A 25,719-nucleotide genomic window follows, 5' to 3' on the forward strand; every position below is an offset into this window, starting at 1 on the left:
CCAAATCCCTCAAGGCCGTCAGATCGGTCTCCGCCGGAGGCTTCGATCCGCTGCCCTTGCTGGTTTCCTCGCGTCGGACGCCGCGTCATGAGGTGGCGCAGCAGCGATGATATGACTCCATTCCCGCAAGCCGCGCAACCCGCGCCTTGTTCCATCACCGAATTTTGCGAGGCGCCCGCGCGGCTTGACAGCGTTCAAAAGCGCGTCGTTTCCGCAAGCCGCACAGTCGATCCACCCGCCTGCCCGGCCCCCGCAGTCAGCTCGAAGCGCTCGCGCGTCAGGTTCCACTGGCCCGGGCTGCCGGCGATGGAGAAAAGGTTGAAGGAGGCCGGCGGCTTGGAACCTCCGGGCCCTTGCGAGGCCGAGGCGATGCCGACCACGGGCACCGGCTTGCGCTGACCGCGCAGCTGGTAGACCGTGTTGAGATGCGTATGGCCATGGAGGACCAGTTCGGCACCACCTGTGGATACCACCGCTCCGAAGCGGCGGATGCCGATCATGCGCTTGTGCATCGACGCCGCACCGCGGATCGGCGGATGATGGATAAGGACGACGCGGAACAGCCCCGCCTCGCCCGCGGCGCGCAGCAGGTTGACCGTCTCGCGCGCCTGGCGCCGTCCGAAATAGCCGCTGGCGGCAAAGGGTGGCGTCGCGACCGCGGTGGAGCAGCCGATGATCGCCACCGGGCCGCGCACACGCAGATAGGGATAGCAGTGAAACTCTTCGTCCCACTCGGCAGGCCCCGCCTCGCCACGCATATAGGGATACCAGGCCTTGGTCGCCTTCTCATAAGCCCCGGGCACATAGGCATCGTGATTGCCGGGAATGACCGAGATGCTGTCGGGTTCGCCCGCCGCATGCAGCCACTCGGTGACCGCCACGATCTCGCGCTTGGAGGCGAGATTGACCATGTCGCCGGTGATCGCCAGATGATCGGGATCGATCCGCTCGATCTCGTTCATCAACACGTTCAGCGTGTCGCCAGCCATATGGCTGCGCCGGTTGCGGTGCCAGTTGATGAAGCCGGTGATCCGCTTGGAAAACAGTTCCTTGAACGAAAGGTCCGGCAGCGGTCCGAGATGGATGTCGGAGATATGGGCGAGCTTGAACATGCCCGATACCTAGCGCATCCGGGTAAAAATGGTATCACGGCCTTTCCCTTTTCCATGACAGGGCACGCCGCGATGAGCGAGAGAACCAAGGATCCGATGAGCTGGCGCGAGTGGCTGGTAACCCGAATCCTCCACCGTTATTTCGCCTTGTCACGCGGCATGACGCTCGGCGTGCGCGCTGCCTGTTTCGACGATCAAGGTCGCATCTTCCTGGTGCGCCACTCTTATCTGGCGGGCTGGTATCTGCCCGGCGGTGGCGTGGAGCGCGGCGAGACCTGCTTCATGGCGCTCGAAAAGGAAATCCGCGAGGAAGGTAATCTGCGCCTCGGCGCGCCGCCGCAGCTCTTTGCCGTCTATCACAATCGGCACGTCAGCATCCGCGATCACGTGCTCCTCTATCTCTGCCGCGGCGTCACGCAGACCGGCCCACGGGCGCCGGATCGCGAGATCGTCGAGAGCGGCTTCTTCCCCCTCGACGCCCTGCCGGACGGCACGACGCCGGCGACATTGCGCCGGCTCGCCGAGATCCGCGGCGAGAGCGTGCCCGACGCCTATTGGTAACCTCGATCAGCCGAGCCGCTCGCGACCGTGCGGCGTATCGAGATCGAGGATCGGCCCGAGCGGCACGATGCCGGTCGGATTGATGAAACGATGGCTGGCGTAATAATGCGTCTTGATGTGATGGAAATTCACCGTCTCCGCGACACCCGGCACCTGGTAGAGGTCCTTCAGATAGGCGCTGAGGTTCGGATAGTCGGCGAGCCGGCGGATGTTGCACTTGAAATGGCCGACATACACGGCGTCGAAGCGGATCAGCGTGGTGAAGAGCCGCCAGTCCGCCTCCGTCAGCCGGTTACCGACGAGGTAGCGCGACGTTGAGAGCCGCGTCTCCAGCCTGTCCAGCATGGCGAAGAGCGCGGTGACGGCCTGGGCATAGGCGTCCTGCGTGCTCGCGAAGCCCGCCTTGTAGACGCCATTGTTGACGGCATCGTAGATCTCGGCATTGAGCGCATCGATCTCGCCCCGCAGCGCCTGCGGGTAGAAGTCGCGCGTCGAGCCGGTCAGGCCGTCAAAGGCCGAATTGAACATGCGGATGATCTCGGCGGATTCGTTGGAGACGATGGTCTTCTCCACCTTGTCCCACAGGACCGGGACGGTGACGCGGCCGGAATAGGCGGGCTCGGCCTTGGTGTAGATCTCCCAGAGCGCGCGGGCGCCGATGATCGGATCCTGCGTGCCGCCCTCGACACCCTTGAACTCCCAGCCGTTCTCCATCATGTGCGGATCGACGATCGCCAGGCTGATCAGGTCTTCGAGCCCCTTCAAAGCGCGGAAGATCAGCGTGCGATGCGCCCAGGGACAGGCGAGCGAGACGATCAGGTGATAGCGCCCGGCCTCGGCCTTGAAGCCTCCCTTGCCGCTCGGGCCCGGCGCGCCGTCAGCGGTCACCCAGTTGCGGAAGACGGAATCCCAGCGTTTGAAATGTCCGCCCGTCGATTTCGTATCATAGCCGACATCCTTCCAGACGCCGTCGACCAGCATGCCCATGGATCGTTCCTCCTTGGCTTGACGAGGCGCTCCGGCATCGTCTTGGAGGCAACCATAGCGCAAGGGCGTCGAGGCGACAGGCCTTGGGCGGTGAACGCTGCGTTTTTGCTTGGAGCGCCTAAACTTTTCTGCTAGTGGCGACGCGCACACTGCGAAAGGTCGTGGCCGATGCGCCGCAAGGGAACCGAACGACGACGCTGAACAACCGACTCACCCCGTCGGGTGCCGCTTCACGTCCTGTCTCGTTCCGCTTTTCGAGTTTCCCCATGTTCATGCCCAAGCACGACCTCGTCTATCTGACGGAAGACTCCTCGCACGACGCCATCATCGAGCTGATCAATGAAGAAGCCTTCGGCCCCGGGCGCCATGTCCGCGCCGCGGCGCGCATTCGCGAGCAGGGTCCGCATGACCGGAGCCTCTCCTTCGTTTGCACCGATGACGGGGAGACGATCGGCTCGGTGCGGATGACACCGGTGATGGCCGGCGGGGTCAAGGGCCATCTGCTCGGGCCGCTCGCCGTGCGCCCCTCGCACAAGAACCGCGGCATCGGCCGCGAGCTCGTGCGCATCGCCGTCGAGGCGGGACGGCGCAAGGGGTCGGAAGCGATCATCCTGATCGGCGATCCGCCCTATTACCAGCCGCTCGGTTTCGAGCCCGTCGCGACCCACGCCCTGACCTTCCCCGGCCCCGTCGACCCCAGGCGGGTGCTCGTCGTGCCGATCGCTGCCGATACCCATCAGCGGCTGAAGGGCGAGATCGTTTGGCGGGCCGAGGGCTGAGCGCCACATCGGCAGTCCGAAGACATGAAAAAGCCCCGCAGGCGGTGCCGGCGGGGCTTTGATGGTTCAACCGGGTGATCGGCTCAGGCGCCGATTTCGCCCTGGTTGCTGATGATCTTCGAGACCAGCCCATAGGACTTCGCCTCTTCGGCCGACAGCCAGTAGTCGCGGTCGGTATCCTTGGCGATCTTTTCGATCGGCTGGCCGGTGGCTTCGGCGAAGATGCGGTTCAGCCGCTCGTTCATCTTGATGATTTCGCGCGCCTGGATCTCGATGTCCGAAGCCATGCCGCGCGTGCCGCCCGAGGGTTGATGCAGCAGGAAGCGGGTGTTGGTCAGGCAGAGGCGCCGTTCCTTGGGCGCGGCGACATAGATGAGCGCGCCGGCCGAGGCGACCCAGCCCGTGCCGATCATCCAGACCTTCGGCTTCACGAACTTGATCATGTCGTGGATGCTATCGCCCGATTCGACATGGCCGCCCGGCGAATTGACGAAGATGCGAATGTCTTCGTCGCTGGCCGAGGACAGCGCCACGAGCTGCGAGCAGACCTTCTGCGCCAGTTCCTGGTTGATGCCGCCATAGATGAAGATCGACCGCGATTTGAACAGGTTCGCCTCGGTCTCCTTGCCCAAAGGCAGTTCCGTCTTCTTGTCGTCTTCGTCTTCGTTCATGCGCGTTCTCCCGCGGATCATCGTGGCGTGTGCTGCTGTGAGATAAGGCTTCTCGCGAGGGATGACAATGCGTGACATGCGGTGAAGCCCGATCACGGCTAACGGAGGACAGGAGCCGCGATCCGCGTCATTTACCGTATGGACAGGGGTCGGCAGGCCGATAGGATGGCGGGGGTGATGACCGTGGCGCGGCCCCTCCTCCCGCTGCGCCCAAAGCCCGGGGACCTGACCATGACACGACGCCTGACCGCCGCCCTTTCCGGCCTTGCCCTCTCCACGCTGATGCTCTCCGCCGCGCCGGCCTTCGCCCATATCGATCCGGTGGCGCATGGCACGGCACTGAGCGATGCCGCCCATGGCGCGCTGCACCCCCTCTCCGGCCTCGATCATGTGCTGGTCATGGTGGCCGTCGGCCTCTGGGCCGCGCAGCGCGGCGGGCGAGCGATCCTCGCCGTGCCGGCCGCCTTCGTCGCGGTCATGGCGCTGAGTTTCGGACTGGCCCTCTCCGGCCTGTCCCTGCCCTTCGTCGAGCCGGCCATCCTTGCCTCCATCGTCGCGCTCGGTCTGCTGGTCGCGATGGCCGTGCGCCTGCCGGTGGCGGCCGCGGCCGGCGTGGTCGCCGTCTTCGCGCTCTTCCACGGCGCGGCTCATGGCGGCGAACTCGGCTCCGCCGATGCGCTCGCCTTCGGCCTCGGCTTCGTCGTGACGACCGCTGCGCTGCACCTTGCCGGGATTGGCGCGGGCCTTGCCCTCGCGCGGTTCGGCAGCGGGGCATTGGCGAGGATTCTCGGCGGTGCGACGGCCCTGATCGGCGCGGCCTTGCTGCTCGGCGCGTAAGCGGCCGGGCAGCCGGTTTATCAGCTTACCGAAATGCAATCGAGATCCGGCTTGGAAAAGCCGGATTCTCCGCACTACCTCCTTCTCCGGGCGTCGTGCCCCCGCAGACCGGCTCGCCGTTGGCTGCGGTTTCAACCGGTTGGGTGCCGATCGGCACCCGTAAGGAGACGGGACCATGTCACCGGAAGAACGCCAGCTTCTCACCGCCCTGTTCGACAGGGTGAAGACCGCCACCGCCACGCCGCGCGACCGCGAGGCCGAGGCACTGATTGCAGATGCTATCCGCCAGGAGCCCGCGGCGCCCTATTATCTGGCCCAGGCCGTCATCGTACAGGAAAAGGGCCTGGAGGCCGCAGCCGCCCGCATCGAGGAGCTCGAGCAACGACTCCGGCGCGCCGAAAGCAGCACTGCCGCGCCTCAGCATGAGGAAGGCGGCGGCTTCCTCTCCTCGATCTTCGGCTCGCGCGACACGCCGCGCCGTGCCGATCCCCCGCAACCGAGCGGCTATGGCCAACGCCCTGTCGCCCAGCAAGCCCCTACCGGCCCTTGGGGTCGCGCCCCCGATCCAGGCTATGGCGCACCCCCGGCCGGCTATGCGGGAGGCGGCTATGGTGGTGCACCGGTCGGCTATGGCGCCCCGCAGGGCGGCGGGCTGTTTAGCGGCGGCAACCGCAGCGGCGGCGGTTTTTTAAGCGGCGCCATGACGACCGCGGCCGGCGTGGCGGGCGGCATGCTGCTTGCCAATTCACTGAGCGGCCTCTTCGCCAACCACATGACCGGGCTTGGCCTCGGCAATGCCGTACCGGCTGACTTTCCGGTCGAAGAGACGGTGATTAACAATTACTACGGCGACGACGCGATCACCCAGGCCAACGACGATACCGGCGCTCTCAATGATGGCGGCTTCCAGCAGGCGAGCGACGATGGCGGCCAGGCAGACCCGGGCTATGACCAGGATGCCGGCTTCGACCAGGACTTTGGCGGAGACGATTCGGGCAGCATGGACGTCTAAGCGTCCCTGCTCTTCCAGCTCAGCGGTGGCGCACGCGATGCGCCGCCGTCTCAGCCGCGGCCGCGATAGGGCTGCACGCCCTGATCAGGGAGCCAGACACCCTCTGGCGGCGTACCGGTCTGCCAGAAGACGTCGATCGGGATGCCGCCACGCGGGTACCAATAGGCACCGATCCTCAGCCATTTCGGATCCAGCAGATCGACCAGACGCTTGGCGATGTCGAGCGTGCAGTCCTCGTGGAAGGCGCCGTGATTGCGGAACGAGGTCAGATAGAGCTTCAGCGACTTCGATTCGACCAGCCATCCGTCCGGCACATAATCGATGACGATATGGGCGAAGTCCGGCTGGCCGGTCATCGGGCAGAGTGAGGTGAATTCCGGCGCGGTGAAGCGCACGACGAAATCGGTACCGGCATGGGTGCTCGGCACCTTCTCGAGCACGGCTGCCTCTGGGCTCGCCGGCGTTTCGACGGACCGGCCGAGCTGCGAGAGGCCGGAAACATCGGTTTGACTCATCGATCTACTCCTTCATGACCTTGACGCGGATGCCGTGGGCCTTCTCGCTTTCCGGCTCGATATGAATGGCGATCTGCGCCGCCGCATTGACCGCCCGGATCGCATCCTCCAGCCGGTCGCAAATATCATGGGCCTGGCCGACCGTCATATCGGCGGGCACCACCATGTGGAAATCGACGAAGATGGCCGCCGCCGCCTGGCGGGTCTTAAGATCGTGCACCCCAAGCGAGCCGGCGGCATTGGCGGCGATGGCCGCCTGGATCGCGGCATCCTCTTCGTCCGAGACCGCCCGGTCCATCAGACCGCTGACCGAACCGGCGATCACCTTCCAGCCCTGGAAGAGAATGTTGCAGGCGACGATGACGGCCAGCAGCGGATCCAGGATCGCATAGCCGGTGACGATCGCCAGGATGAGGCCGACCAGCACGCCGACCGAGGTGACGACGTCCGACAGGATATGATGGCCGTCGGCGGTGAGCGCTGGCGAGCGATAGGCCCGCCCGGCACGGATCAGCACGGCCGCCCAGGCCGCATTCACGAGGCCGGCGGCGAAATTGATGGCAAGCCCCAGCGTCGGCGCTTCGATCGGCATTGGATCGAGCACCGCGGGCACCGCTTCATAGACGATGAGCAGGGCCGCGACGACGATCAACACACCCTCGATGACGGCTGAGAAATATTCCGCCTTGTGGTGTCCGAAGGGATGGTCGGCATCGGCCGGCTTCGCGGCATAGCCGATCACCACGAAGGCGACGACGGCCGCCACGACGTTGACGATCGATTCGAGCCCGTCGGACAAGAGGGCCACCGATCCGGTGAACCACCAGGCCGACAGCTTCATGCCGAGCACGAGGATGGAAAGCGGAATCGTCCAGAACGCAAGTCTCTGGGCCGATCCGACCGCGGATGTGCCATTGTTCATGCTGGCGGCCCTTGTTGTCACGAAAGAAGGTCGAGCCTTGGCCCAAAAGCAAGACCCGCGCGAACGGGGCCTCCGTGCACGCGGGAACGGGCGCGTCCTAACAGGCCGCGCCTTGCCGGGTCAAGCCGCGGCGACACCCTCGGCGACGACCGTTGCCAGAAAGGCGACGATGGCGGCAATGGCCGGATGGCCCCGCCAATCCTCGTGCCAGCCGATCCAGACATCGCGGACAAAAACTCGCCGCTCGGGATCCGCCTCGACCAACGCGAAGCGCTTCGCCACGAAGGCCGGCAGCACGGCGATACCGGCACCACCGGCGGCGGCGGCGGCAAGGCAGGCGAGATCGTTGCTGGTCATGGCGAAGCCTGCTTCCGGCCCGGCGATCTCCATCATCCACCGGTCCTGTGGCAGGTTGCCGAGCGATGGGTCGAAGCGCAGGTAGCGGCGCTCGGGCGGAGGCACGGCGGCGAGATACTCCGCCTTGGCGTAGAGACGGTAGTCGAGATGACCGGCCTTCCGCGCAATCAGCGCCGCTTCCGTCGGCCGGCCCAACCGCAGGACCACATCCGCCTCGCCGCGCCCAAGCGAAGAAATCCGGGTCTCGCCGATGAGCGCCACCGTCAGTCTGGGATGGGTGGCAAGGAACGGCCCCATGCGCGGCGCCAGCCAGGTGGCGGCGAAGAAGGGCGGCGCGCTCAACGAGAAATGGCCGCTGAGCGTGCCGCTTTCGGCGGCGAGCGCGCGGGTCAGCGCCTGCGCCTCCTCGTCCATCCGCCGGGCGTGATCGAGAATGCGGCACCCGGCTTCCGTCAGCGCCAGACGGCGGCCACGACGGTCGAGAAGCTTCACGCCGCTCTTCGATTCGAGCGCTGCAATGCGGCGGGCGACCGTCGCGTGATCGGCGCCGAGCCTGCGCCCTGCCCCAGAGAGCGTCCCATCGACGCCGAAGGCTGCCAGAAATTGGAGATCGGTCCAGTCCAGCATGTGCAGAATTCCCCATTGAAGGTGCGCTGATGGAGAATTTCGCACGGGAGCCGGCAGGCGCATAGTGCCCGCACCTCATTCAAGGAGATGTGCCATGACCAATCTGCTTATGACTTTTCGTCCCCACCGCCTGCCCGCCAGCGCGGCCCATGTGCTGACGCCGATGATCCTGTCCTTCTTCATGTCGGGACTGGTGGCGCTGATCGCGACGCTGCGCGCGACCGGACTTTCGCCGGACCTGCCGGAGCAGGCCCTGCATGCCTGGATGCTGTCCTACCCGGTCGCTTTTCCGGCCGCCCTCGTCGTGCTGCCGATGGTTCGCCGCGTCGTCAGCCTCCTGGTGGAGCCGCCGGCCCGCTGAGCCGGCGACATCGCGTCATGGAAGATCTTCAGGCGGCCTTGACCTTGGCGCGCTTGGCGAGCTTCTCGACCACGTTCTCGATCATCCGCATACCGGCATCGCCGCCGAGCGTCATGATCGATTCCGGGTGGAACTGCACAGCCGCCACCGGCTCCTTCATGTGCTCGATGCCCATGATCGTGCCGTCCTCGCTCTCGGCGGTGATCATGAATTCGCGCGGCAGGGTCGAGGGATCGGCGAAGATCGAGTGGTAGCGCCCGACGGTGACCTCGCGGCCGAGGCCGGAAAAGACCAGGCCCGGCTCCAGCACCCGGATGCGCGATGGCTTGCCGTGCATGGGAATGGCAAGCTGGCGGAGATCCCCGCCATAGGCTTCCGCCAGGGCCTGCAGGCCAAGGCATACCCCGAAGATCGGCAGGTTCCGCGCCCGCGCCTTCTTGATCGTCGCCTTGCAATCGAAATCCTTCGGCGTGCCAGGACCGGGCGACAGCACGATCAGGTCCGGCGCCACGCTTTCCAGCGTCTCCTCGGCCACCGGCGATCGCACGGTGGTGACCGTCGCTCCGGTCTGGCGGAAGTAGTTGGCGAGCGTGTGCACGAAGCTGTCCTCATGATCGACCAGCAGGATCTTGACGCCGGCGCCGACCGGGGCGACGTCGCGCGCCTGCTTGGCGCGGCTCGAGGACTTGGCGTCGCGGATGGCGGCGATCATGGCGGAGGCCTTCAGTTCGGTTTCGGCTTCTTCCTCATGCGGATCGGAATCGTTGAGCAGCGTGGCGCCGGCCCTGACCTCTGCGATGCCGTCCTTGATGCGGATGGTGCGCAGCGTCAGCCCGGTGTTCATGTCGCCGTTGAAGCCGACCATGCCGATCGCCCCGCCATACCAAGCGCGCGGGCTTTTCTCGTGGCTTTCGATAAAGCGCATGGCCCAGAGCTTCGGCGCGCCGGTGACCGTCACGGCCCAGGCATGGCTCAGGAACCCGTCGAAGGCGTCCATATCGTCGCGCAGCCGCCCTTCGATATGGTCCACGGTGTGGATGAGCCGCGAATACATCTCGATCTGCCGCCGGCCGATGACCTTTACTGAACCCGGCTCGCAGACGCGGCTCTTGTCGTTGCGGTCGACATCCGAGCACATGGTCAGCTCGGATTCGTCCTTCTTGGAATTGAGCAGCTTGAGGATCTGTTCGCTGTCGGCGATCGGATCGTCGCCGCGCTTGATCGTGCCGGAAATCGGGCAGGTCTCGATCCGCCGGCCGGAGACGCGCACGAACATTTCCGGCGAGGCGCCGACCAGATATTCCTGATTGCCGAGATTGATGAAAAAGGAATAGGGCGACGGATTGATCGCCTTCAGCCGGTTGGAGATTTCCGACGGGCGGCTTTCGCAGCGCTCGTAAAACTTCTGACCGGGCACGACCTCGAACAGATCGCCGCGTCGGAAGCTCTCCTTGGCCTTGACGACCAGCTCGGCATATTCGCCGGGCCGGTGGTCGCCATGCGGCGGGATGCTGTCGACGGTGCGGAAGGGTTCAGGCGCGATATCGCCCGCCTTGCCGGCCGTCGTCACGCCGCCCTTCGCGAAGTCGTAGCGGTCGATCCAGGCCTTGGCGGAGTAATGATCGACCACGAGGATCTCGTCCGGCAGAAAGAGCACCATGTCGCGCTGGTCGTCCGGCCGCTTGAGCTTGAAATCGATCGCATCGAACTGGAAGGCAAGGTCGTAGCCGAAGGCGCCGTAAAGACCGAGGCTCGCATCGTCCGATGAGTGAAAGAGGCCGGTGACGGCGCGCAGCACGGTGAAGACGGTCGGCTTCTTTGAGCGCTCCTCCTCCGTATAGATCCGGGCCGGCTCGTTGATCGTCAGATCGAGCCGGGTTGCGGTCCGCGCGCCAAGCGTCAGGTCGGCAACCGAACGCAGATGCTCTGCGATCATCGAGAGCAGCACCTCGCCGCGCGCGTTATAGGCCTCCAGCCAGACGGCGCGGCCGAAGGAGGAGATGGAGAGCGGCGGATCGACGACGGCCGTATCCCAGCGCGTGTAGCGGCCGGGATATTCGTAGTTCGACGAGAAGACCGCGCCACGGCGCTCGTCGAGCTTGTCGACATAGCCGGCGATCGCATCCGCATAGGCGGCATCGCGGCGCTTGCGCGTCACCGTGATCCCGCCATCGGTCACGTAGGATTCCGAACCGTCTTCCAGAAGTGTCGTCGCCATGTCTCGCTCCGTTCAGGCCCTTGGTCCCCCCGCGGCCTGAATACAAAAAAGCCGCCTCGAGGATGTCGGGCGGCTTGTCGTCTCAATCACGCAGGACTGGTCAAGGCCGCTTTCAGCGAGCCCACCACCAGACGAACAGGGTGCGTGCGTTTTCCATGGCAAAACTGTTAGCGCGGGTGCGCCCCTTGCGCAAGCCGGCAGCGGCCCGATGCCGGCGATTTTATCGGCTCGCTTGCACTGGATCGGCGGGATCGCAGTCCTGCGGCCGGTCTTAAGGGACAGTCGCGCCGCATGGAGCGCCCGGCAATGGCCCGAGGAGGGCCGCGACAGTGGTCAATGAACCCGGGGGCGGTCTTTCGCGTTGATGCTGATGAACCCGCCGATCCCTCCGCTTCTGGCTTCCCCATGACCTCTCGCGCTCTGCCTCTGCTCGCCCTCCTGCCCGTGATGCTGCTGGCCGGGGGCGCGAGCCTTCCGGAGGACGGACCCGTTCCGCTGAAGAAGCCGGCTGAGGCCGCAGCCCCGGCGGCGAACACGGAGGGCGCGGCGAAGGCCGATCCGTCGACGGAGCCGGCGGCCGGCGACGTCGCCGCACCGGACGTGCCGCCGACGGAGGCGGTGCCGACGCCGAAGGAGAAGCCGGCCGAGCCCGCGCCCTCACCGACGGATGCCAAGCCTCAAGTCAAGCCGGCCCCGGACACGCCCGCCGCCGGCGAGGCCCAGCCGGGAGACGGCACCAAACGGGAGGCAGCACCTTCGGCGCCCCCGAAGGCTGACGGCAAGCCGGAGGCCGCCCCGGAGCAGAAACCGGACGCCGCTCCACCGGTGGCGCTCACCATCGAGCCCGAGGACAGCAAGGCCTATGCGCAGTGCCTCGCGGACTTGAAGGCGATGGGTGCAACCTTTGAGGAACGGCCGCGGATCGACGAGGGCAAGGGCTGCGGGATCGACAAGCCACTCGACGTCACCGCCATCCTGCCGGGCGTCGACGTCAAGCCAAAGGCTACGATCCGCTGCGAGACCGCGCTCGAACTCGCCCGCTGGACGCGCGAGGCCGTTCTGCCGGCGGCGAGCACCGCCGTGCCGGACGACGGGGCGCTGACCACGCTCAACCAGGCATCGAGCTATATCTGCCGGCTGCGCAACAATGCCGCCACCGGCAAGATCTCCGAACATGCGCGCGGCAATGCCATCGACATCGCCTCCTTCACCTTCAAGTCCGGAAAGACGATCGCCATCCAGCCGCGCGACGAGGACGGCACGCTGACCGGCGCCTTCCAACGCGCCGTCACCGCCACCGGCTGCCTCTATTTCGAAACGGTCCTCGACCCCGGCAGCGACGAAGCCCACGAAAACCACCTGCATTTCGACGTGCTGCAACGGCGCGGGGGGTATCGCTACTGCCGGTAGGTGGCGAGCGATTTCAAGGAGCGACGCTGAGTGCCAAAAACCCCCTCTGGGCTGCCGCCCATCTCCCCCACAAGGGGGGAGAGACCCAGCCGCGACCACACTGCCCCAAACCTGCCAAGCAATCGACCGCTGCCATTTGCGACATCCGGAAATAGACCTGAGATCAGGCCCATGGTCTCTCTACCCTTCTGGGGGAGACGGCCGGCAGGCCAAAGGGGGACCCGGCTGCCCGGGAACGAGAGGCCGATCAGGGTAATGGAAGAAGATCCCCCATCACCACAAGATTTCAGCGCCCGCGTCTAACCATGGATCGAAGGTCAAGCCCCACGGTCTCTCCCCCCTTGTGGGGGAGATGGCCGGCAGGCCAGAGGGGGTCTTCTCGCAGCAGCAGAACCCCGCTCAGCGCGCCAGAATATCCCGCATCTCCACCAGGTTCGAGCGGACGCGCAGGATGTAGAAGCCCATGGTGGCGAGGTGGGTGGGCATGATCCAGCCATCTTCACGGCCGTTGGAGATGATGGCGGGCTGGATGCGCAGTGCGGCGCGCAGCTGCTTCAGGCTCTCGCCCCAGATCGGTGCCAGCCCGCGCTGCGTGATGACGGCATCGAAGTCGGCACCGGCCGCCGCCATGATGCCGTAATAGCCATAGAGCTGGCCATAGGCGAACCAGAAGCGGTCGTCGGCCCGCGTATCGAACCAGCCACCATTGTGGTTCTCCGAGCGCTCGCGGATCATCGCCGAGGTGGAGCCGATGTCGTTGGAGATGCGGTCGAGGAACTCGATCAGATTGTCGGCCCGCGCGTCGAAGGTGGCGTTGCAGTTGGCAAGCGTGGTGTTGAAAGCCTGCAGGTCGCGCATGGCGGAGCGATAGTAGCTGGGGGTTGGCGTCTTCGGTCCGAATGGGTCGAGACCGAAATACCAGGAGCCTTCGTCGAACTGCATGTTGGAACGGGCGCGCTGCAGATTGGAGTCAATGCCCGAGGTGCCGCGCACGCGGCCGAGCGAATCCACCAGCTCCACCGTGGTGCGGCGGATCGCCTGGTTCACGCCGCGCTGGAACGAGGCCTTGTTGTCGAGAAAGGGCGTCGAATCCCAGTCGAGCCCGAAGAGCCCGGCCTTGTAGAGCAGCATGGAGGAAATCCAGGCATTCTCGTCGACATTGAAGGCAATCAGATCGCTCGTCACATCGACGATGCCGGAGCGCTGGCAGACCGGCGCGGCGGGGGCCGCCTGCCCCTCCGCCACCGGCACCGGCAGGCCGGCATCGAGCTTGCGGGCGGCAAAATTGTAGTGGCCGGGATAATCGGGATCGAAATTCGTCCAGGCCTGGGTCTGCCAGAAGAAATAGCCATAGAGACCGATGAAGAGGAGGACGAAAGCCAGCAGCGGCGCCTTGATGAGCAGGCCGCGCCGGCTGGAGATGCCAGGGCCTGCCCGGAAGGGCCGGAGGAGCGCGGCCGACAGCCACCCGCCCAAGCGCGAGATCCCTTGCCGGATCGACTGAAAGAAACCGGTCAGACTGTCACGCATCAGCTTATTCCTCATTGCGGTGCAGCCCTACACATAAGGAGCGCAGGCGCCAGCGGCAACAAGACCTTGCAATAACGCTAAAGGACACTAATAGTCGCGACCGCTGGCTATCCAAAGCGCTTTGGTTACCGCTGCGCCAGTGTTTCGAGAGGATATCATGAAAAACAAAGTGCAGCTGATCACCTATGTTGACCGCCTGACGGCGGGCGGTTTCGCCGATCTCAAGCAGCTTCTGGATGGCAAGCTGGAGGGCGCCTTCGGTGGCGTCCATCCCTTGCCCTTTTTCCTGCCGATCGACGGCGCAGACGCCGGCTTCGATCCGGTGGATCACACGCTGGTCGATCCGCGCCTCGGCACCTGGGAGGATGTGAAGGCCCTCTCGCAATCGGTCGAGATCATGGCCGATCTCATCGTCAACCATGTCTCGGCGGACAATCCCTCATTCCGGGATTTCCTCGCCAAGGGCGCCGCATCCGATTTTGCCGATATGTTCATGACCTATGGGAAGGTCTTCCCGAACGGCGCAACGGAGGCCGATCTCCTGTCGATCTATCGCCCGCGTCCCGGCCTGCCCTTCACAAAGACGACGCTGGGGGATGGCACGCAGCGCATGCTCTGGACCACCTTCACCCCTCAGCAGATCGATATCGACGTCTTTTCGGAAAAGGGCGCGGCCTATCTCGACGCCATCCTCGCGCGCTTCTCGCAGTCCGGCGTCACCGCGCTCCGCCTCGATGCCGCGGGATATGCGATCAAGAAGCCGGGCACCAGCTGCTTCATGATCCCGGAAACCTACGCCTTTCTTTCGGAACTGGCCGACAAGGCCCGCGCGCTCGGCATGGAAGTGCTGGTCGAGATCCACTCCTATTATCGCGACCAGATCGAGATCGCCCGCAAGGTCGATCGCGTCTATGATTTCGCCCTGCCGCCGCTGGTGCTGCACGCGCTCTATTCGGGCGAAGCCGGCCCGCTGGCGGAATGGCTGAAGATCAGCCCGCGCAATTGCATCACCGTCCTCGATACCCATGACGGCATCGGCGTGATTGATGTCGGCGCCCACAGCGACGGGCGCCCCGGACTGCTGCAGCCGGCAGCGATCGACCGTCTGGTGGAGACCATGCATGAGCGCAGCGGCGGCCAGAGCAGGCAGGCCACCGGTGCCGCGGCCTCCAACCTCGATCTCTACCAGGTCAACTCCACCTATTTCGATGCGCTCGGCCGCAACGAGACCGACTATCTCATCGCCCGCGCGGTGCAGTTCTTCGCTCCCGGCATCCCCCAGGTCTATTACATCGGCCTGCTCGGCGGGGTGAACGATATGGAGCTTCTTGCCAGAAGCCGTGTCGGCCGCGACATCAACCGGCATTATTATCAGGCGGAAGAGGTGGATCAGGCGCTGGAGACCCCGCTCGTGCGCAGCCTTCTCGCGCTGATGCGGCTGCGAAACGAGCATCCGGCCTTCGATGGCGAGTTCACGCTGGACGAGGTTTCGCCTTCCGCTGTCGCACTCATCTGGACGAAGGGCGAAGACAGCATCCGACTCGATGTCGATTTCGCTGCGCGCAGCGCCGTCATCTCCGCCGCCGGCTCGGCCGGTGAGCGCCGCCTGGCCGTCGATCTGACCCTGGCGGGCTAAGCCTCAGGCGGGTTCGGCCGAAAAGGGGCCGTTCATCGCATCGTCCCAATGTCGGCGGCAAAGCGAGACATATTTCTCGTTGCCGCCGATTTCGATCTGAGCTCCCTCATGCGCCACCTGGCCATCGGGGCCGAGGCGGACGACCATGGTGGCCTTGCGGCCGCAATGGCAGATCGTGCGCACCTCGCGCATCTCATCGGCAATGGCGAGAAGTGTCTGCGAGGCCGGGAAGAGCTTGCCCTGGAAATCGGTGCGCAACCCATAGGTCATGACCGGAATGCCGATCCGATCGGCAATGCGCGCCAACTGCCAGACCTGCACCTCTGAGAGGAACTGCGCCTCATCGACGAAGACGCAGGCGATCGGCTCTTCCGCATGCAGGCGGGTGACGGCCGCAAACAGATCGTCCCCGGGATGAAAGGGCATGGCATCGGCGGAGAGGCCAATGCGCGAGGAGATGCGCCCGAGCCCGGCGCGGTCGTCGAAGGCGGCGATGAACACGGCCACCCGCATGCCGCGCTCCTGGTAATTGTAGGAGGCCTGCAGCAGCATGGTCGACTTGCCGGCATTCATTGTCGCATAGTGGAAATAAAGCTTCGCCACCCCTGCCCCCGTTCTTGGCCTGTCTCGCCTGCCGCTCAATGACCCGTGATCGGCGCTTGCGAAAGTCCCTCTTTACGAAACACACAGAAAAGCAGATTCTTTCAAAAGGATCGCTCCGGCAACGGCAATGCGACACCGCGTGTCGCGAGACGGGACGCGTGGTCGTGCGGTCTCAATACACTGCCTTGTCATCAAGCGGGTTGAAACGGCCCGGAATTGATGATTGGCTGACGTCATACGATAAGGGAACAACACGATGACAAGAGCTTTCACCCAGACCCTCCTGCTGACGACGGCTTTCACGGCCGCCGCCTTGACCGGCACTGCGGCATTGGCCGCCGATCCGGAAAGCTGCGCGACCGTGCGCTTTTCCGACGTCGGCTGGACCGACATCACCGCGACCACGGCAACGACCGCGGTCGTTCTGGAAGCTCTCGGCTATACGCCCGACATCAAGGTCCTCTCGGTCCCGGTGACGTATCAGTCTCTCAAGAACAAGGACATCGACGTCTTCCTCGGCAACTGGATGCCGGCGCAGCAGAAGGACGTTCAGCCCTATCTCGACGACAAGACCGTGGAATCGCTCGGCGCCAATCTGGAAGGCGCGAAATATACGCTTGCCACCAATGCCAAGGGCGCCGAACTCGGCATCAAGGACTTCTCCGACATCGGCAAGCACAAGGACCAGCTCGACGGCAAGATCTACGGCATCGAGCCCGGCAATGACGGCAACCGCCTGGTCATGACGCTGATCGAGAAGAACGAGATGGGCATGGGCGGCCTGGAAGTGGTCGAAAGCTCCGAACAGGGCATGCTGGCCCAGGTGGCCCGCGCAGAAAAGGACAAGAAGCCGGTAGTCTTCCTCGGCTGGGCACCGCATCCGATGAACACGAGCTTCCAGCTGACCTATCTGACGGGCGGCGACAGCACCTTCGGCCCGAACTTCGGCGGCGCGACGGTCTACACGAACACCCGCGCCGGCTTCGTGCAGGAATGCCCGAATATCGGCAAGCTGATCTCTCAGCTGAAATTCACGCTAGACATGGAAAATCACATCATGGGCAAGATCCTCAATGATGGCGAGGATCCCAAGCAGGCCGGGACGGAATGGCTCAAGGCCAATCCGGGCGTGCTCGAGCCCTGGCTCACCGGCGTGACGACGCTCGACGGCAAGGACGGCCTGGCCGCCGTCAAGGAAAAGCTCGGGGTCTGAGACCAAAATGTGAAAGACGGGGCCCTCCCCGTCTTTCCGCTTTTGCCGGACTGGATCATGATGGGCAGCGACCGCGATCGTGCGGCCGTGCCTTTCTGCATGTGGGTCCGGCGGCTCCGGCCATCTCCGCCCGCTCCGTCACTTCACGAAGGAAATGATCGTCCATGGATTTCCTGACCGGATATCGCGTTCCGATCGGCATGGGGGCGAAAGCCTTCGTCGACTGGCTCACCACTCATTTCAGCCTCTTCTTCGACCAGCTTTCCGCCTTTCTCGCCAGTGTCGTCGCCGGCATCCTCGTCGTTCTCCAGACCCCGCACCCGCTGATCGTTGTCGCCCTGGTGACCGCCCTGTCCTTCTGGCTGCGCCGCTCGATCGGCATCGCGCTCTTCACCCTGCTCGGCCTGCTGCTGATCATCAACCAGGGCTATTGGAAGGAAACGACGGAGACATTGGCCCTGGTGCTTGCGGCCAGCGCGGTCTCCATGGCGGTCGGGATCCCGCTCGGAATTGCAGCGGCGCGGCGGCCCTGGTTCTATGCCTTCCTGCGGCCGATCCTCGACCTGATGCAGACCATCCCGACCTTCGTCTATCTCATTCCCGCGCTCATTCTCTTCGGCCTCGGCATGGTGCCGGGCCTGATCGCCACCGTTATCTTCGCGATCCCCGCGCCCATCCGCCTGACACGGCTCGGCATCATCTCCACGCCGCCGGCGCTGGTCGAAGCGGCCGTTTCCTTTGGCGCCACCTCCTGGCAGGTGCTGCGCAAGATCGAGCTGCCCTTTGCTGCGCCGCAGATTATGGCCGGGTTGACGCAGACCATCATGCTATCGCTCTCGATGGTGGTGATCGCCGCGCTCGTTGGCGCCAACGGGCTCGGCGTGCCGGTGCTGCGGGCGCTGAACACGGTCAATGTCGCCAAGGGCTTCGAGGCCGGGCTCTGCATCGTCATCCTCGCCATCATCCTCGACCGGCTGTTCCGCGTGGCGGATGAAGGAGAAGGCGCATGAGTGAGGCCGTTTCCTTCCGCAATGTCGATATCGTTTTCGGCAACAAACCAGACCGCGCCCTCTCCATGATCGACCAAGGCAAGACGCGCGACGAGATCGGCGCAGCGACGGGCCTGGTGCTCGGCGTTGCCGATGCCACGCTCTCGATCCGGGAGGGCGAGATCCTCGTGCTGATGGGCCTGTCGGGTTCCGGCAAATCCACGCTGCTGCGCGCTGTCAACGGACTGGCGCCGGTCGTGCGCGGCTCGGTCGACGTGCGCACCGTCAATGGGCCGATCAACCCCTACAAGGCGGGCGCCAAGGCGCTGCGCGACTTCCGCATGCACACCGTTTCCATGGTCTTCCAGCAGTTCGCCCTCCTCCCCTGGCGGACGGTGGAAGACAATGTCGGCTTCGGCCTCGAGCTCGCCGGCGTCAGTGATGCGGAGCGCAAGCGCAGGGTCGGCGAACAGCTGGAACTCGTCAATCTCGCCAAATGGTCGAAGCGCAAGGTGCAGGAGCTTTCGGGCGGCATGCAGCAGCGGGTGGGTCTCGCCCGTGCCTTTGCCACCGGTGCGCCGATCCTCTTGATGGACGAGCCCTTCTCGGCGCTCGACCCGCTGATCCGCACGCGGCTGCAGGATGAGCTGCTCGAGTTCCAGCGGCGGCTGAAGAAGACCATTCTCTTCGTCAGCCACGATCTGGACGAGGCCTTCCGGATCGGCAATCGCATCGCCATCATGGAATCGGGCCGCATCATCCAGTGCGGCACGCCGCGCGAGATCGTCCGCAACCCGGCCAACAGCTATGTGGCGGATTTCGTGCAGCATATGAACCCGATCGCCATGCTGACGGCGAGCGACGTGATGCGTCCGGGTGCGCCGCAAGCCGGGATGGCCGCCGGGGTAACCGGAACCGCCCAGCCGGAGACCCCGCTCGTCGCCATTCTCGACGCGATGACCGGACAGCCGGGGGCGATCGGTGTCGTGGAGAACGGGACGATGATCGGGACGATCACTGCCCAGAACATTCTTGAAGGTCTGACCCAGCACCGCAACCGGGGTGGATAAGGCGGCGTGTTCGATTCCGACGAAACTGCCTTTTCCGCGGCTGTTCTCGAACTGTCCTATTGCTGACACTTTTATATTTGATTTCTCGAATATAAATTCGAGGCAGTCAGCAAGGATTTAGTCGTGACGCGGACAGAGGCCACTATACGCGAGACGGACCAGGCGGCAATCGCGCTGGCGCGCCGGCTCGTCCGGACGGCCCAATCCGGAAGCCTGGCGGTTCTCGATCCCGATCAAAGCGGATTTCCCCATAGCAGCCGCGTCACACTTGGGCTGGACACGGACGGCGTGCTGTTCACCCTGGTTTCCGCGCTCGCGCCGCATCGCCGGGCGATGGAGCAGGATCCACGCTGCTCCCTCCTGGTTGGTGAGATCGGCAAGGGAGATCCCCTCGCCCATCCGCGCCTCAGCCTTCGCTGCCTGGCTCAGCCGGTCGACCGGGAGACACCGGAGCACAACCGATTACGCGACCGGCATCTGCGGCGACAACCGAAAGCAGCGCTTTACATCGACCTGCCAGACTTCCGATTCTTCCGACTAACGCCGATTTTTGCATCCTTGAATGGTGGGTTTGGAAGAGCTTACCGAATCGAGCCCGACGATCTTCTCATTAGTTCTCGTATACGAGAAGCCCTTGCAAAGGACGAAGATCGTCTTTTAGAATTGTTAAATGAACCCATTTCGAAGCATGCTCAGCGACTTGCAACGATGCAGACCGGTCAATCATCATCGTCGCGCTGGTTGATCGTCGGCCTTGATGCCGCCGGCTTGGACCTGCGATCGGAAGAGCAATTTCTTCGTGTAGAGTTCAACCGAGAGTTAGCATCTACTGACGAATTGACTTCTGAGCTTCACAAACTTTACGGTTAATTCGCGAAAGCTACCCCTAAATTTCGCAGTGCCCTGTTGTTCGCTTTATGTCTGATGCCTAATTGTCTGCTCTCCCACCTCGTTTCGTATGGGTGGTCTGTCCCTTCGTCCGTCCGGACGATCGAATGCATGGAGTATAGGAATGGAAGCGATCCCTCACCAAGAACATGAGCGTGCCGAAGTTGCGGCTGAATTTCTGTCGGCGATGGCCAATCCGAAACGCCTCCTGATCCTGAATGAATTGGTCAAGGGCGAAGTCGCGGTTGGCGCTCTGGCCAATCAGGTCGGGCTGAGCCAGTCGGCGCTCTCGCAGCACCTCTCGAAGCTGCGCGCACAGAATCTCGTGACGACCCGTCGCGATGCTCAGACCATCTACTATTCGAGCTCGTCGGAATCCGTTCTCAAGGTCCTCAAGACCCTGTCGGATATCTACAGCGAAGATGGCGGTGCGGCGCCGGCGCGTCGTCGGACGGCCTGACGCGACAAACAGCCGATCGGCGGTGATCAAGCCCATCGGCATGCTGGATCGGAGCGGGCCGCGGGAAACAGCATAGTTCGACAAAGGAGTGCTGCTTCTTTGTCCCCGGCAAGGCCTGATGATGATGTCCCAGAAAACGTCCATGGCTTCCGCACCCATGGACAGTTTCCTGTCCAAGTCCGACAAGTCCGTCCGCTGGGCGGTGGTCGGCACGGGGTCGATTGCGGCGAGCTTTGCGGCGGATATCCGCCGCGCCGCGTCTGCCTCGCTTGACGCCGTCTGCTCGCGCGATGCGTCAACCGCAGCGGGTTTCGCGCAGCGCTTCGGTCCAATGCGGACCTATGTCGATCTGGCGACGATGGCGGAAGATTCGGAGATCGACGCAGTCTATGTCGCCTCCCCGAACAGTGCCCATGCCGCCCAGGTCGATGCACTGCTCTCCCTTGGCAAGCCGGTGCTGTGCGAAAAGACGCTGACGACCTCGCTCGCCGACACCGAGGGCCTGATCGCACATGCCCAAACGCAGGGGCTCCTCCTGATGGAGGGGCTGTGGCTCCTCTACCTGCCGGCGATCACGCGGCTGCGCCAAGCGCTCGCAGACCGGGAGATCGGCGAGATCCGCGCCGTGCGCGGCGAACTCGCCTATCACAAGCCCTTCAATGCCGGCGATCGCTTCTACGCGCCTGACCTCGGCGGCGGCGCTCTGCTTGACCTCGGGATCTACCCAATCGCTCTCACCCTGTCACTCTTCGGGCAACCGCTCTCGATCGACGGGAGCTGGAGCGCGGCGCCGACAGGGGTGGATGCCTCCGCTGCGATCGCCCTCCGCTATGCCGGATTCCAAGCCGCACTCTCCTGCAGCTTCGAAAGGACCGGCCGCAATCTCTTCGTCATCGAAGGGGAGACCGGCACGCTGATCCTCGATGGTCCATTCCTCACTGCTCGGCGGCTGATCAGGGCGCGTGGTGCGGCGGCAAGGCTGATCGCCGGCGGGGAGACCGTGGCCGCGCCCCCGCTTCTCCGCCGGCTGGCCACGCTTGTCCCCGGCGTCCGCTCCGAGACCATGAGCTATGAGGGCAGCGGGCTGCAATTCGAGATCGAGGCGGCAGGCCGAGCGATCCGCGGCGGCTTGACGGAGGAGCCGACGGCCCCGCTCGCGCTGAGCCGCTCGGCCGCCACGATTATCGAAACGATCCGCAGCAAGGCGCCGCGCAGCTAACCGCAGTACTCCTGCCGCTAAGGCTGGCTGGGCGTCATGTCGCGCAGGCCGGCATTCAGGGCCAACACGACCTCCGTCAGATGCAGCGCCGTGCGGCCGGCGATGCGCGGCGTCTCTCCCTGGTGCATCGCCTCCGCCAGGACGGCAATGCCGCGGGAGAAATCGATCTGCGACGGATAGGCGGGCAACGTGTTTTTTCCAGCCGGTGCGGGTTTCGGATAGGGAATGACGCGACCTGCCGTCCAGTGGAACGGCAGTTTCCGGCCGAGCTCGCCTTCGAGCCGCGCCAGCAGGCGATAGGCAAGGCTGCGGCCCGCTGCCCCACCCTCGATATGCACCGCCGAGCGATTGTCCCACAGGTCGCGCACGATCAGCGTCCCCGTCTCACCGAGGATCGTCAGCGATCGGTCGCGCGGGGCCGCCAGGCCGCAGCTCAGCCGCGCGACGACGCCTGAGGCGTGCGTGAGGCAGCCGACGGAAAAGTCGGGCCCGAGCCTGAGATCTTCCGTGCCCGGCCCCTTGTCCGGGAAGGCCAGCGTTGAGAAGGCCGAGACATGGGCGATCGGGCCAAACAGGCCATAGAGCCAGCTCGTCGCATAGCCCGCATGCTCCAGCGTGCAGCCGAGCTCGAATTCGTGCACGCCCGGCCAGCGGGCGCCGGAGCGGCTGCGCCAGCTCTGCCAGGGCGCGCGGAAAACCGGTCCATCTTCCATCTCGGCATAGACCAGCCTCGGCCGGCCGATGGCGCCCTGGTCGATCAGCGTCTTGGTATGGTGGAAGGCATCGCTCAAGGCATTGGCAGGCGCCCCGGCCAGGATGAGCCGGCGTTCCACAGCGAGCGCCACGGCGGCTGCCGCCTCCTCCGCTTTCAACGCCAGCGGCTTTTCGCAATAGACATGCTTGCCGGCTTCGAGCGCCTGCATATTGATCGCGTGGTGGCTTTCGGGATTGGTGAGATTGACGATGATCGCGACGGCGGGATCGGTAAGCGCTGCCTCGAGGCTTAGATAGGTCGTCGCCGACCAGTAGCGGCAGAACTCCGTCAACCGCGCCGCATCACGATCATAGGCGCCGATCAAGCGGAGGTTCGGATGGCGGGCGAGCGTCGTCATGTAATAATCGGCCACGAAGCCGGTGCCGATCAGGGCGATCCCGGTCGCGTCCGGCCCCGTTGCTGGCCGCGTCGCAGGGGCCGGCCCGCTCATGGCCTGTCTGCCAGGAAGGAGGCGACCGCCACGAGCGGCGCATTCCAGTTGATCGCCATCTCGTTGCTGCCCCAGGCCTTGATCTCGTCCAGATAGCAGCGCTGCGGCGCGCAGCCCTTCAGCTGCCGCTTGGCGACTTCGTCGACGAGCGTGGAGTTCGGGCCTCCGGCCAGGGTTCCCGGCGGCGGATTGGGCAGGGAGGCGTCCAGCTGATGGGCATACCAGCGGCTATGCTGGTTGGATGCAGCGCGGCGGCCATAGCCGGTGATGTAGGAGAAGCCGAGCGCGTTGCGGCCGAGCAGATAGTCCATGCTCTCGCGAATACCCTTGAGCAGGCTCGGCTCCTGCGACAGGTCAAACGCCGCCGCCATGACGAGCATGTTCTGCAGCAGCATCTGATTCGAGCCCCAATTATAGGCGTCGTCCTCCGGGTGATAGGCATGACCGAAGGGCTCGCCCTGCTGCAGGGCGAGATAGGCGGCGCCCGCCTCCAGGATGGCAGACCGGAGGTACTGCCGGTCATCGGCGGGAAGCTTGCTGCCATAGAGCGCAAGGTCGATCCGGGCGAGCCCGGCGACCGAACGCCAGTCGAAAGCGGCGGGGAGAACGAAGCTCGATCCCTCCCAATGCTCGGAGGCCTTGGCATCGGCCAGGAAATCCGCATCGCCGGTGGTGATGAACAGCTCGGACGCAGCCCAGAAGCCCTCGTCGGAAATATCGTCATCCTGATAGTCCCCGCCGCCCTGCTGGCCGTCGGAGGTCGGGGCGAAGAGGTCGGGATGAGCCTTGGCCGCGCTATAGGCGGTGCGCGCTGCCATGAGCAGCTTTTCCGCATAGGCCTTGTCCGTCGCGGCGAAAAGGCGTGCGCCTTGGGCGGCAACCGCGGCAAGATCCAGCGTCGCCGCCGTCGAGGGCCGGTGCAGCGCGCGCGGCTTCGGATCCTCGGCCGGCAGCATCGGCACCTCGGTCCAGCTCGTATCGTGGACCTTGTGGTGCACCATGCCTGCCAGCGGCTTGCCGGCAGGCACCTGCAGGCGCAGCAGGAAATCGAGTTCGTAGCGCGCCTCGTCGAGCAGATCCGGCTTGCCATTGCCGGCCTCCGGCAGACGCGCCAGGCCATCCTTCATCGCAGCCTTGGCACCGGTCGCAAGGGCGCGCTCATAGGCGCCGAGCAGTTGCGCGGCGGCGATCGCGCCGGTCACCGCATATTTGCCCTGGTCGCCAGCATCATACCAGCCGCCGGACACATCCAGCCGATAGTCGCAAGTCCAGCCGCCATAAAGCGTCGTGGCCAAGCTGCCGCTGAGGCAGCCGACGGCGGTATCGCCCTGGTTCGGCCGGACACCGACATGGCCGGCCGCACGGGCATAGTCCTCACCGGCGATGTCAGCCTTGATCTCGATGCCGCTGCGCTGCGGATAGAACCAGGAGAGTGCATCGACGCGCAGCGCCTGATAGAGATCGGCGCGGATCGGAAAGGGCTCGCTGCGGAGACCGCCGACCTCAAGGTGGAAATTGGCGCCGCGCGCCGGCACGTCGGTGAAGTCGATGACCTGGGTCATTGCGCCGGCGGTCTTGTCGAAGCCGGTCGGCTGGGTGATGCCGCTGGCAACGCGCAGACCGGAGCCATCGATCAGCAGGAAGCGCAGAGGCGCCTCCGTGGTCGTGAGCAGCGTCGCGCGCTTCGGGCCAGTCGGCAGATAGCCCGCTTGATTGACCGCGATCAGCTGCACCTTGCCGATCCCGGTCTCCGGCTCGCGCGCGGTCTTGCCGGCGGTGGCGGATTGGGGCGCGGCGGGCTTCAGCGACACGTCATGCAGGCAGAGGTGATAGGCGGTCTCGGCGCCGCCGAGCTGCAGCACCAGCTGGCTCGGCTGGTTGTCGCGGGGCGTGAAATCGATGCTCGTCGGCTCGGCGCCAGGCTTCAGCATCAGCCGCGCCTGCTCCGTCCAGGGTTCGACCGCCCGCTGCACGAGAACGGGGAAGGGCCGGACGTCGCCATCGGCCCGCATCGTGAGCCGGTAGGACTGGTTCGTCTCCAGATGTAGATCGTCCACCCCGACCAGCCGCTCCCAAGGCTTGCCGCCGGCGGGAACGTCGAGGCAGAGGCGGCCGGGGCTGCGCGACAGCGTCACCCCGCCGGACGCCCAGAACTGATCACGTCCGTTTTCAAAACGTCCATCGAGGATCTGCTCGTCGGCGAAAGCCGGCAAGGCGATCAGGGCGACAAGGCCGAGCAGGACGACCGGGGAGGAGGAGCGGCGCAGCGGCGCAAGGAAAGCGGCGGCCAGAGCCGATGGGAAGGTCTTCGTCATGATGGGATTCGTCCTGCCCCGCTTGATGCAGCGTTCGGCGGGCAGTGTCGTGACAAAAGGTGAATGTTTCTTAAAGGTCTGCAACCCATGCCCTGACCCTTTCTTTACACTTGAGACCGCTCCTGCCACCAACCGAGATCGGCCGTGCCGCTCGCGGCACAGGCCCCGTCGCCGGAAGGCTTGACGCGGTTCCACCCCCTGATAATTTGACCATCGGGTCAA

At 64.9% G+C, this 25,719-nt stretch carries 24 protein-coding genes; 13 read left to right on the plus strand and 11 right to left on the minus strand.

Going from position 1 to position 25,719, the window contains the following annotated elements; genetic code table 11:
• Window positions 1-194 precede the first annotated feature (194 nt).
• Window positions 195-1,112, minus strand: a complete 918-nt coding sequence (locus ACLE20_RS05595) for a metallophosphoesterase family protein (protein WP_410939278.1) — start codon at window positions 1,110-1,112, stop codon at window positions 195-197.
• Window positions 1,113-1,184: 72 nt separating this feature from the next.
• Between ACLE20_RS05595 and ACLE20_RS05600 the strand changes: the two genes are divergently transcribed.
• Window positions 1,185-1,673 (plus strand): NUDIX domain-containing protein, encoded by a 489-nt coding sequence (locus tag ACLE20_RS05600; protein WP_410939279.1) that lies wholly within the window; start codon window positions 1,185-1,187, stop codon window positions 1,671-1,673.
• Between the two features lie 6 nt (window positions 1,674-1,679).
• Here the strand turns inward: ACLE20_RS05600 and ACLE20_RS05605 are convergent, their stop codons facing one another.
• Entirely contained in the window at window positions 1,680-2,660 is a 981-nt protein-coding gene (locus ACLE20_RS05605) for a glutathione S-transferase family protein (protein WP_410939280.1), read from the minus strand.
• Window positions 2,661-2,932: 272 nt separating this feature from the next.
• On the opposite strand from ACLE20_RS05605, the gene ACLE20_RS05610 reads away from it, so the two are divergent.
• Window positions 2,933-3,439, plus strand: coding sequence for a GNAT family N-acetyltransferase (locus tag ACLE20_RS05610; protein WP_410939508.1), 507 nt, complete (start codon window positions 2,933-2,935; stop codon window positions 3,437-3,439).
• An 83-nt stretch (window positions 3,440-3,522) separates the two neighbouring features.
• Here the strand turns inward: ACLE20_RS05610 and ACLE20_RS05615 are convergent, their stop codons facing one another.
• Window positions 3,523-4,110, minus strand: coding sequence for an ATP-dependent Clp protease proteolytic subunit (locus tag ACLE20_RS05615; protein ID WP_410939281.1), 588 nt, complete (start codon window positions 4,108-4,110; stop codon window positions 3,523-3,525).
• A 231-nt stretch (window positions 4,111-4,341) separates the two neighbouring features.
• Here ACLE20_RS05615 and ACLE20_RS05620 point away from each other — a divergent pair, with 231 nt between their 5' ends.
• Both ACLE20_RS05620 and ACLE20_RS05625 read left to right on the plus strand, forming a co-directional pair.
• Window positions 4,342-4,947 carry a HupE/UreJ family protein gene (locus ACLE20_RS05620; protein WP_410939282.1) on the plus strand — a complete coding sequence of 202 codons (606 nt, stop codon included), beginning with the start codon at window positions 4,342-4,344 and terminating at the stop codon, window positions 4,945-4,947.
• Between the two features lie 175 nt (window positions 4,948-5,122).
• A complete protein-coding gene (locus ACLE20_RS05625; protein WP_410939283.1) occupies window positions 5,123-5,959 on the plus strand; it encodes a DUF2076 domain-containing protein in 837 nt (278 codons plus the stop codon).
• Between the two features lie 50 nt (window positions 5,960-6,009).
• Here the strand turns inward: ACLE20_RS05625 and queF are convergent, their stop codons facing one another.
• From queF to ACLE20_RS05640, 3 genes are all read right to left on the minus strand, one after another.
• Window positions 6,010-6,474 carry a preQ(1) synthase gene (gene queF, locus ACLE20_RS05630; protein ID WP_410939284.1) on the minus strand — a complete coding sequence of 155 codons (465 nt, stop codon included), beginning with the start codon at window positions 6,472-6,474 and terminating at the stop codon, window positions 6,010-6,012.
• Between the two features lie 4 nt (window positions 6,475-6,478).
• Window positions 6,479-7,396 (minus strand): cation diffusion facilitator family transporter, encoded by a 918-nt coding sequence (locus ACLE20_RS05635; protein ID WP_410939285.1) that lies wholly within the window; start codon window positions 7,394-7,396, stop codon window positions 6,479-6,481.
• A 120-nt stretch (window positions 7,397-7,516) separates the two neighbouring features.
• Window positions 7,517-8,380, minus strand: a complete 864-nt coding sequence (locus ACLE20_RS05640) for a LysR family transcriptional regulator (RefSeq protein ID WP_410939286.1) — start codon at window positions 8,378-8,380, stop codon at window positions 7,517-7,519.
• Between the two features lie 94 nt (window positions 8,381-8,474).
• Here ACLE20_RS05640 and ACLE20_RS05645 point away from each other — a divergent pair, with 94 nt between their 5' ends.
• Window positions 8,475-8,741 (plus strand): DUF2798 domain-containing protein, encoded by a 267-nt coding sequence (locus tag ACLE20_RS05645; protein ID WP_410939287.1) that lies wholly within the window; start codon window positions 8,475-8,477, stop codon window positions 8,739-8,741.
• Window positions 8,742-8,769: 28 nt separating this feature from the next.
• Here the strand turns inward: ACLE20_RS05645 and ACLE20_RS05650 are convergent, their stop codons facing one another.
• Complete coding sequence (locus ACLE20_RS05650; RefSeq protein WP_410939288.1) at window positions 8,770-10,959, minus strand: anthranilate synthase; 2,190 nt, start codon at window positions 10,957-10,959, stop codon at window positions 8,770-8,772.
• A 405-nt stretch (window positions 10,960-11,364) separates the two neighbouring features.
• Between ACLE20_RS05650 and ACLE20_RS05655 the strand changes: the two genes are divergently transcribed.
• Complete coding sequence (locus ACLE20_RS05655) at window positions 11,365-12,369, plus strand: extensin family protein (RefSeq protein ID WP_410939289.1); 1,005 nt, start codon at window positions 11,365-11,367, stop codon at window positions 12,367-12,369.
• A gap of 399 nt (window positions 12,370-12,768) precedes the next feature.
• On the opposite strand, the gene ACLE20_RS05660 is transcribed toward ACLE20_RS05655, so the two are convergent.
• Window positions 12,769-13,899 (minus strand): DUF2333 family protein, encoded by a 1,131-nt coding sequence (locus ACLE20_RS05660; protein ID WP_410939290.1) that lies wholly within the window; start codon window positions 13,897-13,899, stop codon window positions 12,769-12,771.
• A 157-nt stretch (window positions 13,900-14,056) separates the two neighbouring features.
• Between ACLE20_RS05660 and gtfA the strand changes: the two genes are divergently transcribed.
• Window positions 14,057-15,535: a sucrose phosphorylase gene (gene gtfA / locus ACLE20_RS05665; RefSeq protein ID WP_410939291.1), complete on the plus strand. Its 1,479-nt coding sequence runs from the start codon at window positions 14,057-14,059 to the stop codon at window positions 15,533-15,535.
• A gap of 3 nt (window positions 15,536-15,538) precedes the next feature.
• On the opposite strand, the gene ACLE20_RS05670 is transcribed toward gtfA, so the two are convergent.
• On the minus strand, window positions 15,539-16,138 hold the full coding sequence (locus ACLE20_RS05670; protein WP_410939292.1) for a thymidine kinase: 600 nt from the start codon (window positions 16,136-16,138) through the stop codon (window positions 15,539-15,541).
• A gap of 256 nt (window positions 16,139-16,394) precedes the next feature.
• On the opposite strand from ACLE20_RS05670, the gene ACLE20_RS05675 reads away from it, so the two are divergent.
• The 6 genes from ACLE20_RS05675 to ACLE20_RS05700 all read left to right on the plus strand — a co-directional run bounded on the left by ACLE20_RS05675 (window position 16,395) and on the right by ACLE20_RS05700 (window position 21,977).
• The gene (locus ACLE20_RS05675; protein WP_410939293.1) at window positions 16,395-17,351 is read left to right on the plus strand and encodes a choline ABC transporter substrate-binding protein; all 957 of its coding nucleotides are present in this window, start codon (window positions 16,395-16,397) and stop codon (window positions 17,349-17,351) included.
• 164 nt (window positions 17,352-17,515) lie between these two features.
• The gene (gene choW, locus ACLE20_RS05680) at window positions 17,516-18,361 is read left to right on the plus strand and encodes a choline ABC transporter permease subunit (protein WP_410939294.1); all 846 of its coding nucleotides are present in this window, start codon (window positions 17,516-17,518) and stop codon (window positions 18,359-18,361) included.
• Window positions 18,358-19,410, plus strand: a complete 1,053-nt coding sequence (gene choV / locus ACLE20_RS05685; RefSeq protein ID WP_410939295.1) for a choline ABC transporter ATP-binding protein — start codon at window positions 18,358-18,360, stop codon at window positions 19,408-19,410. Before choW ends, choV begins: the two co-directional genes overlap by 4 nt.
• 123 nt (window positions 19,411-19,533) lie before the next feature.
• Complete coding sequence (locus tag ACLE20_RS05690) at window positions 19,534-20,280, plus strand: HugZ family protein (RefSeq protein WP_410939296.1); 747 nt, start codon at window positions 19,534-19,536, stop codon at window positions 20,278-20,280.
• 142 nt (window positions 20,281-20,422) lie between these two features.
• A complete protein-coding gene (locus tag ACLE20_RS05695) occupies window positions 20,423-20,758 on the plus strand; it encodes an ArsR/SmtB family transcription factor (protein WP_410939297.1) in 336 nt (111 codons plus the stop codon).
• A gap of 142 nt (window positions 20,759-20,900) precedes the next feature.
• A complete protein-coding gene (locus tag ACLE20_RS05700) occupies window positions 20,901-21,977 on the plus strand; it encodes a Gfo/Idh/MocA family protein (protein WP_410939298.1) in 1,077 nt (358 codons plus the stop codon).
• Between the two features lie 17 nt (window positions 21,978-21,994).
• Here the strand turns inward: ACLE20_RS05700 and ACLE20_RS05705 are convergent, their stop codons facing one another.
• The gene (locus ACLE20_RS05705) at window positions 21,995-23,182 is read right to left on the minus strand and encodes a Gfo/Idh/MocA family protein (RefSeq protein ID WP_410939299.1); all 1,188 of its coding nucleotides are present in this window, start codon (window positions 23,180-23,182) and stop codon (window positions 21,995-21,997) included.
• A complete protein-coding gene (locus tag ACLE20_RS05710; protein ID WP_410939300.1) occupies window positions 23,179-25,497 on the minus strand; it encodes a glycoside hydrolase family 9 protein in 2,319 nt (772 codons plus the stop codon). Before ACLE20_RS05710 ends, ACLE20_RS05705 begins: the two co-directional genes overlap by 4 nt.
• Window positions 25,498-25,719: the final 222 nt, after the last annotated feature.

This window comes from Rhizobium sp. YIM 134829, from assembly GCF_046546455.1.

Excerpts from the sequence above, each read along its gene's own strand:
- ACLE20_RS05595 (WP_410939278.1), bottom strand. The coding sequence starts at position 1,112 with ATGTTCAAGCTCGCCCATATCTCCGACATCCATCTCGGACCGCTGCCG.
- ACLE20_RS05600 (WP_410939279.1), top strand. The coding sequence starts at position 1,185 with ATGAGCGAGAGAACCAAGGATCCGATGAGCTGGCGCGAGTGGCTGGTA.
- ACLE20_RS05605 (WP_410939280.1), bottom strand. The coding sequence starts at position 2,660 with ATGGGCATGCTGGTCGACGGCGTCTGGAAGGATGTCGGCTATGATACG.
- ACLE20_RS05610 (WP_410939508.1), top strand. The coding sequence starts at position 2,933 with ATGCCCAAGCACGACCTCGTCTATCTGACGGAAGACTCCTCGCACGAC.
- ACLE20_RS05615 (WP_410939281.1), bottom strand. The coding sequence starts at position 4,110 with ATGAACGAAGACGAAGACGACAAGAAGACGGAACTGCCTTTGGGCAAG.
- ACLE20_RS05620 (WP_410939282.1), top strand. The coding sequence starts at position 4,342 with ATGACACGACGCCTGACCGCCGCCCTTTCCGGCCTTGCCCTCTCCACG.
- ACLE20_RS05625 (WP_410939283.1), top strand. The coding sequence starts at position 5,123 with ATGTCACCGGAAGAACGCCAGCTTCTCACCGCCCTGTTCGACAGGGTG.
- queF (WP_410939284.1), bottom strand. The coding sequence starts at position 6,474 with ATGAGTCAAACCGATGTTTCCGGCCTCTCGCAGCTCGGCCGGTCCGTC.
- ACLE20_RS05635 (WP_410939285.1), bottom strand. The coding sequence starts at position 7,396 with ATGAACAATGGCACATCCGCGGTCGGATCGGCCCAGAGACTTGCGTTC.
- ACLE20_RS05640 (WP_410939286.1), bottom strand. The coding sequence starts at position 8,380 with ATGCTGGACTGGACCGATCTCCAATTTCTGGCAGCCTTCGGCGTCGAT.
- ACLE20_RS05645 (WP_410939287.1), top strand. The coding sequence starts at position 8,475 with ATGACCAATCTGCTTATGACTTTTCGTCCCCACCGCCTGCCCGCCAGC.
- ACLE20_RS05650 (WP_410939288.1), bottom strand. The coding sequence starts at position 10,959 with ATGGCGACGACACTTCTGGAAGACGGTTCGGAATCCTACGTGACCGAT.
- ACLE20_RS05655 (WP_410939289.1), top strand. The coding sequence starts at position 11,365 with ATGACCTCTCGCGCTCTGCCTCTGCTCGCCCTCCTGCCCGTGATGCTG.
- ACLE20_RS05660 (WP_410939290.1), bottom strand. The coding sequence starts at position 13,899 with ATGCGTGACAGTCTGACCGGTTTCTTTCAGTCGATCCGGCAAGGGATC.
- gtfA (WP_410939291.1), top strand. The coding sequence starts at position 14,057 with ATGAAAAACAAAGTGCAGCTGATCACCTATGTTGACCGCCTGACGGCG.
- ACLE20_RS05675 (WP_410939293.1), top strand. The coding sequence starts at position 16,395 with ATGACAAGAGCTTTCACCCAGACCCTCCTGCTGACGACGGCTTTCACG.
- choW (WP_410939294.1), top strand. The coding sequence starts at position 17,516 with ATGGATTTCCTGACCGGATATCGCGTTCCGATCGGCATGGGGGCGAAA.
- choV (WP_410939295.1), top strand. The coding sequence starts at position 18,358 with ATGAGTGAGGCCGTTTCCTTCCGCAATGTCGATATCGTTTTCGGCAAC.
- ACLE20_RS05695 (WP_410939297.1), top strand. The coding sequence starts at position 20,423 with ATGGAAGCGATCCCTCACCAAGAACATGAGCGTGCCGAAGTTGCGGCT.
- ACLE20_RS05700 (WP_410939298.1), top strand. The coding sequence starts at position 20,901 with ATGGCTTCCGCACCCATGGACAGTTTCCTGTCCAAGTCCGACAAGTCC.
- ACLE20_RS05705 (WP_410939299.1), bottom strand. The coding sequence starts at position 23,182 with ATGAGCGGGCCGGCCCCTGCGACGCGGCCAGCAACGGGGCCGGACGCG.
- ACLE20_RS05710 (WP_410939300.1), bottom strand. The coding sequence starts at position 25,497 with ATGACGAAGACCTTCCCATCGGCTCTGGCCGCCGCTTTCCTTGCGCCG.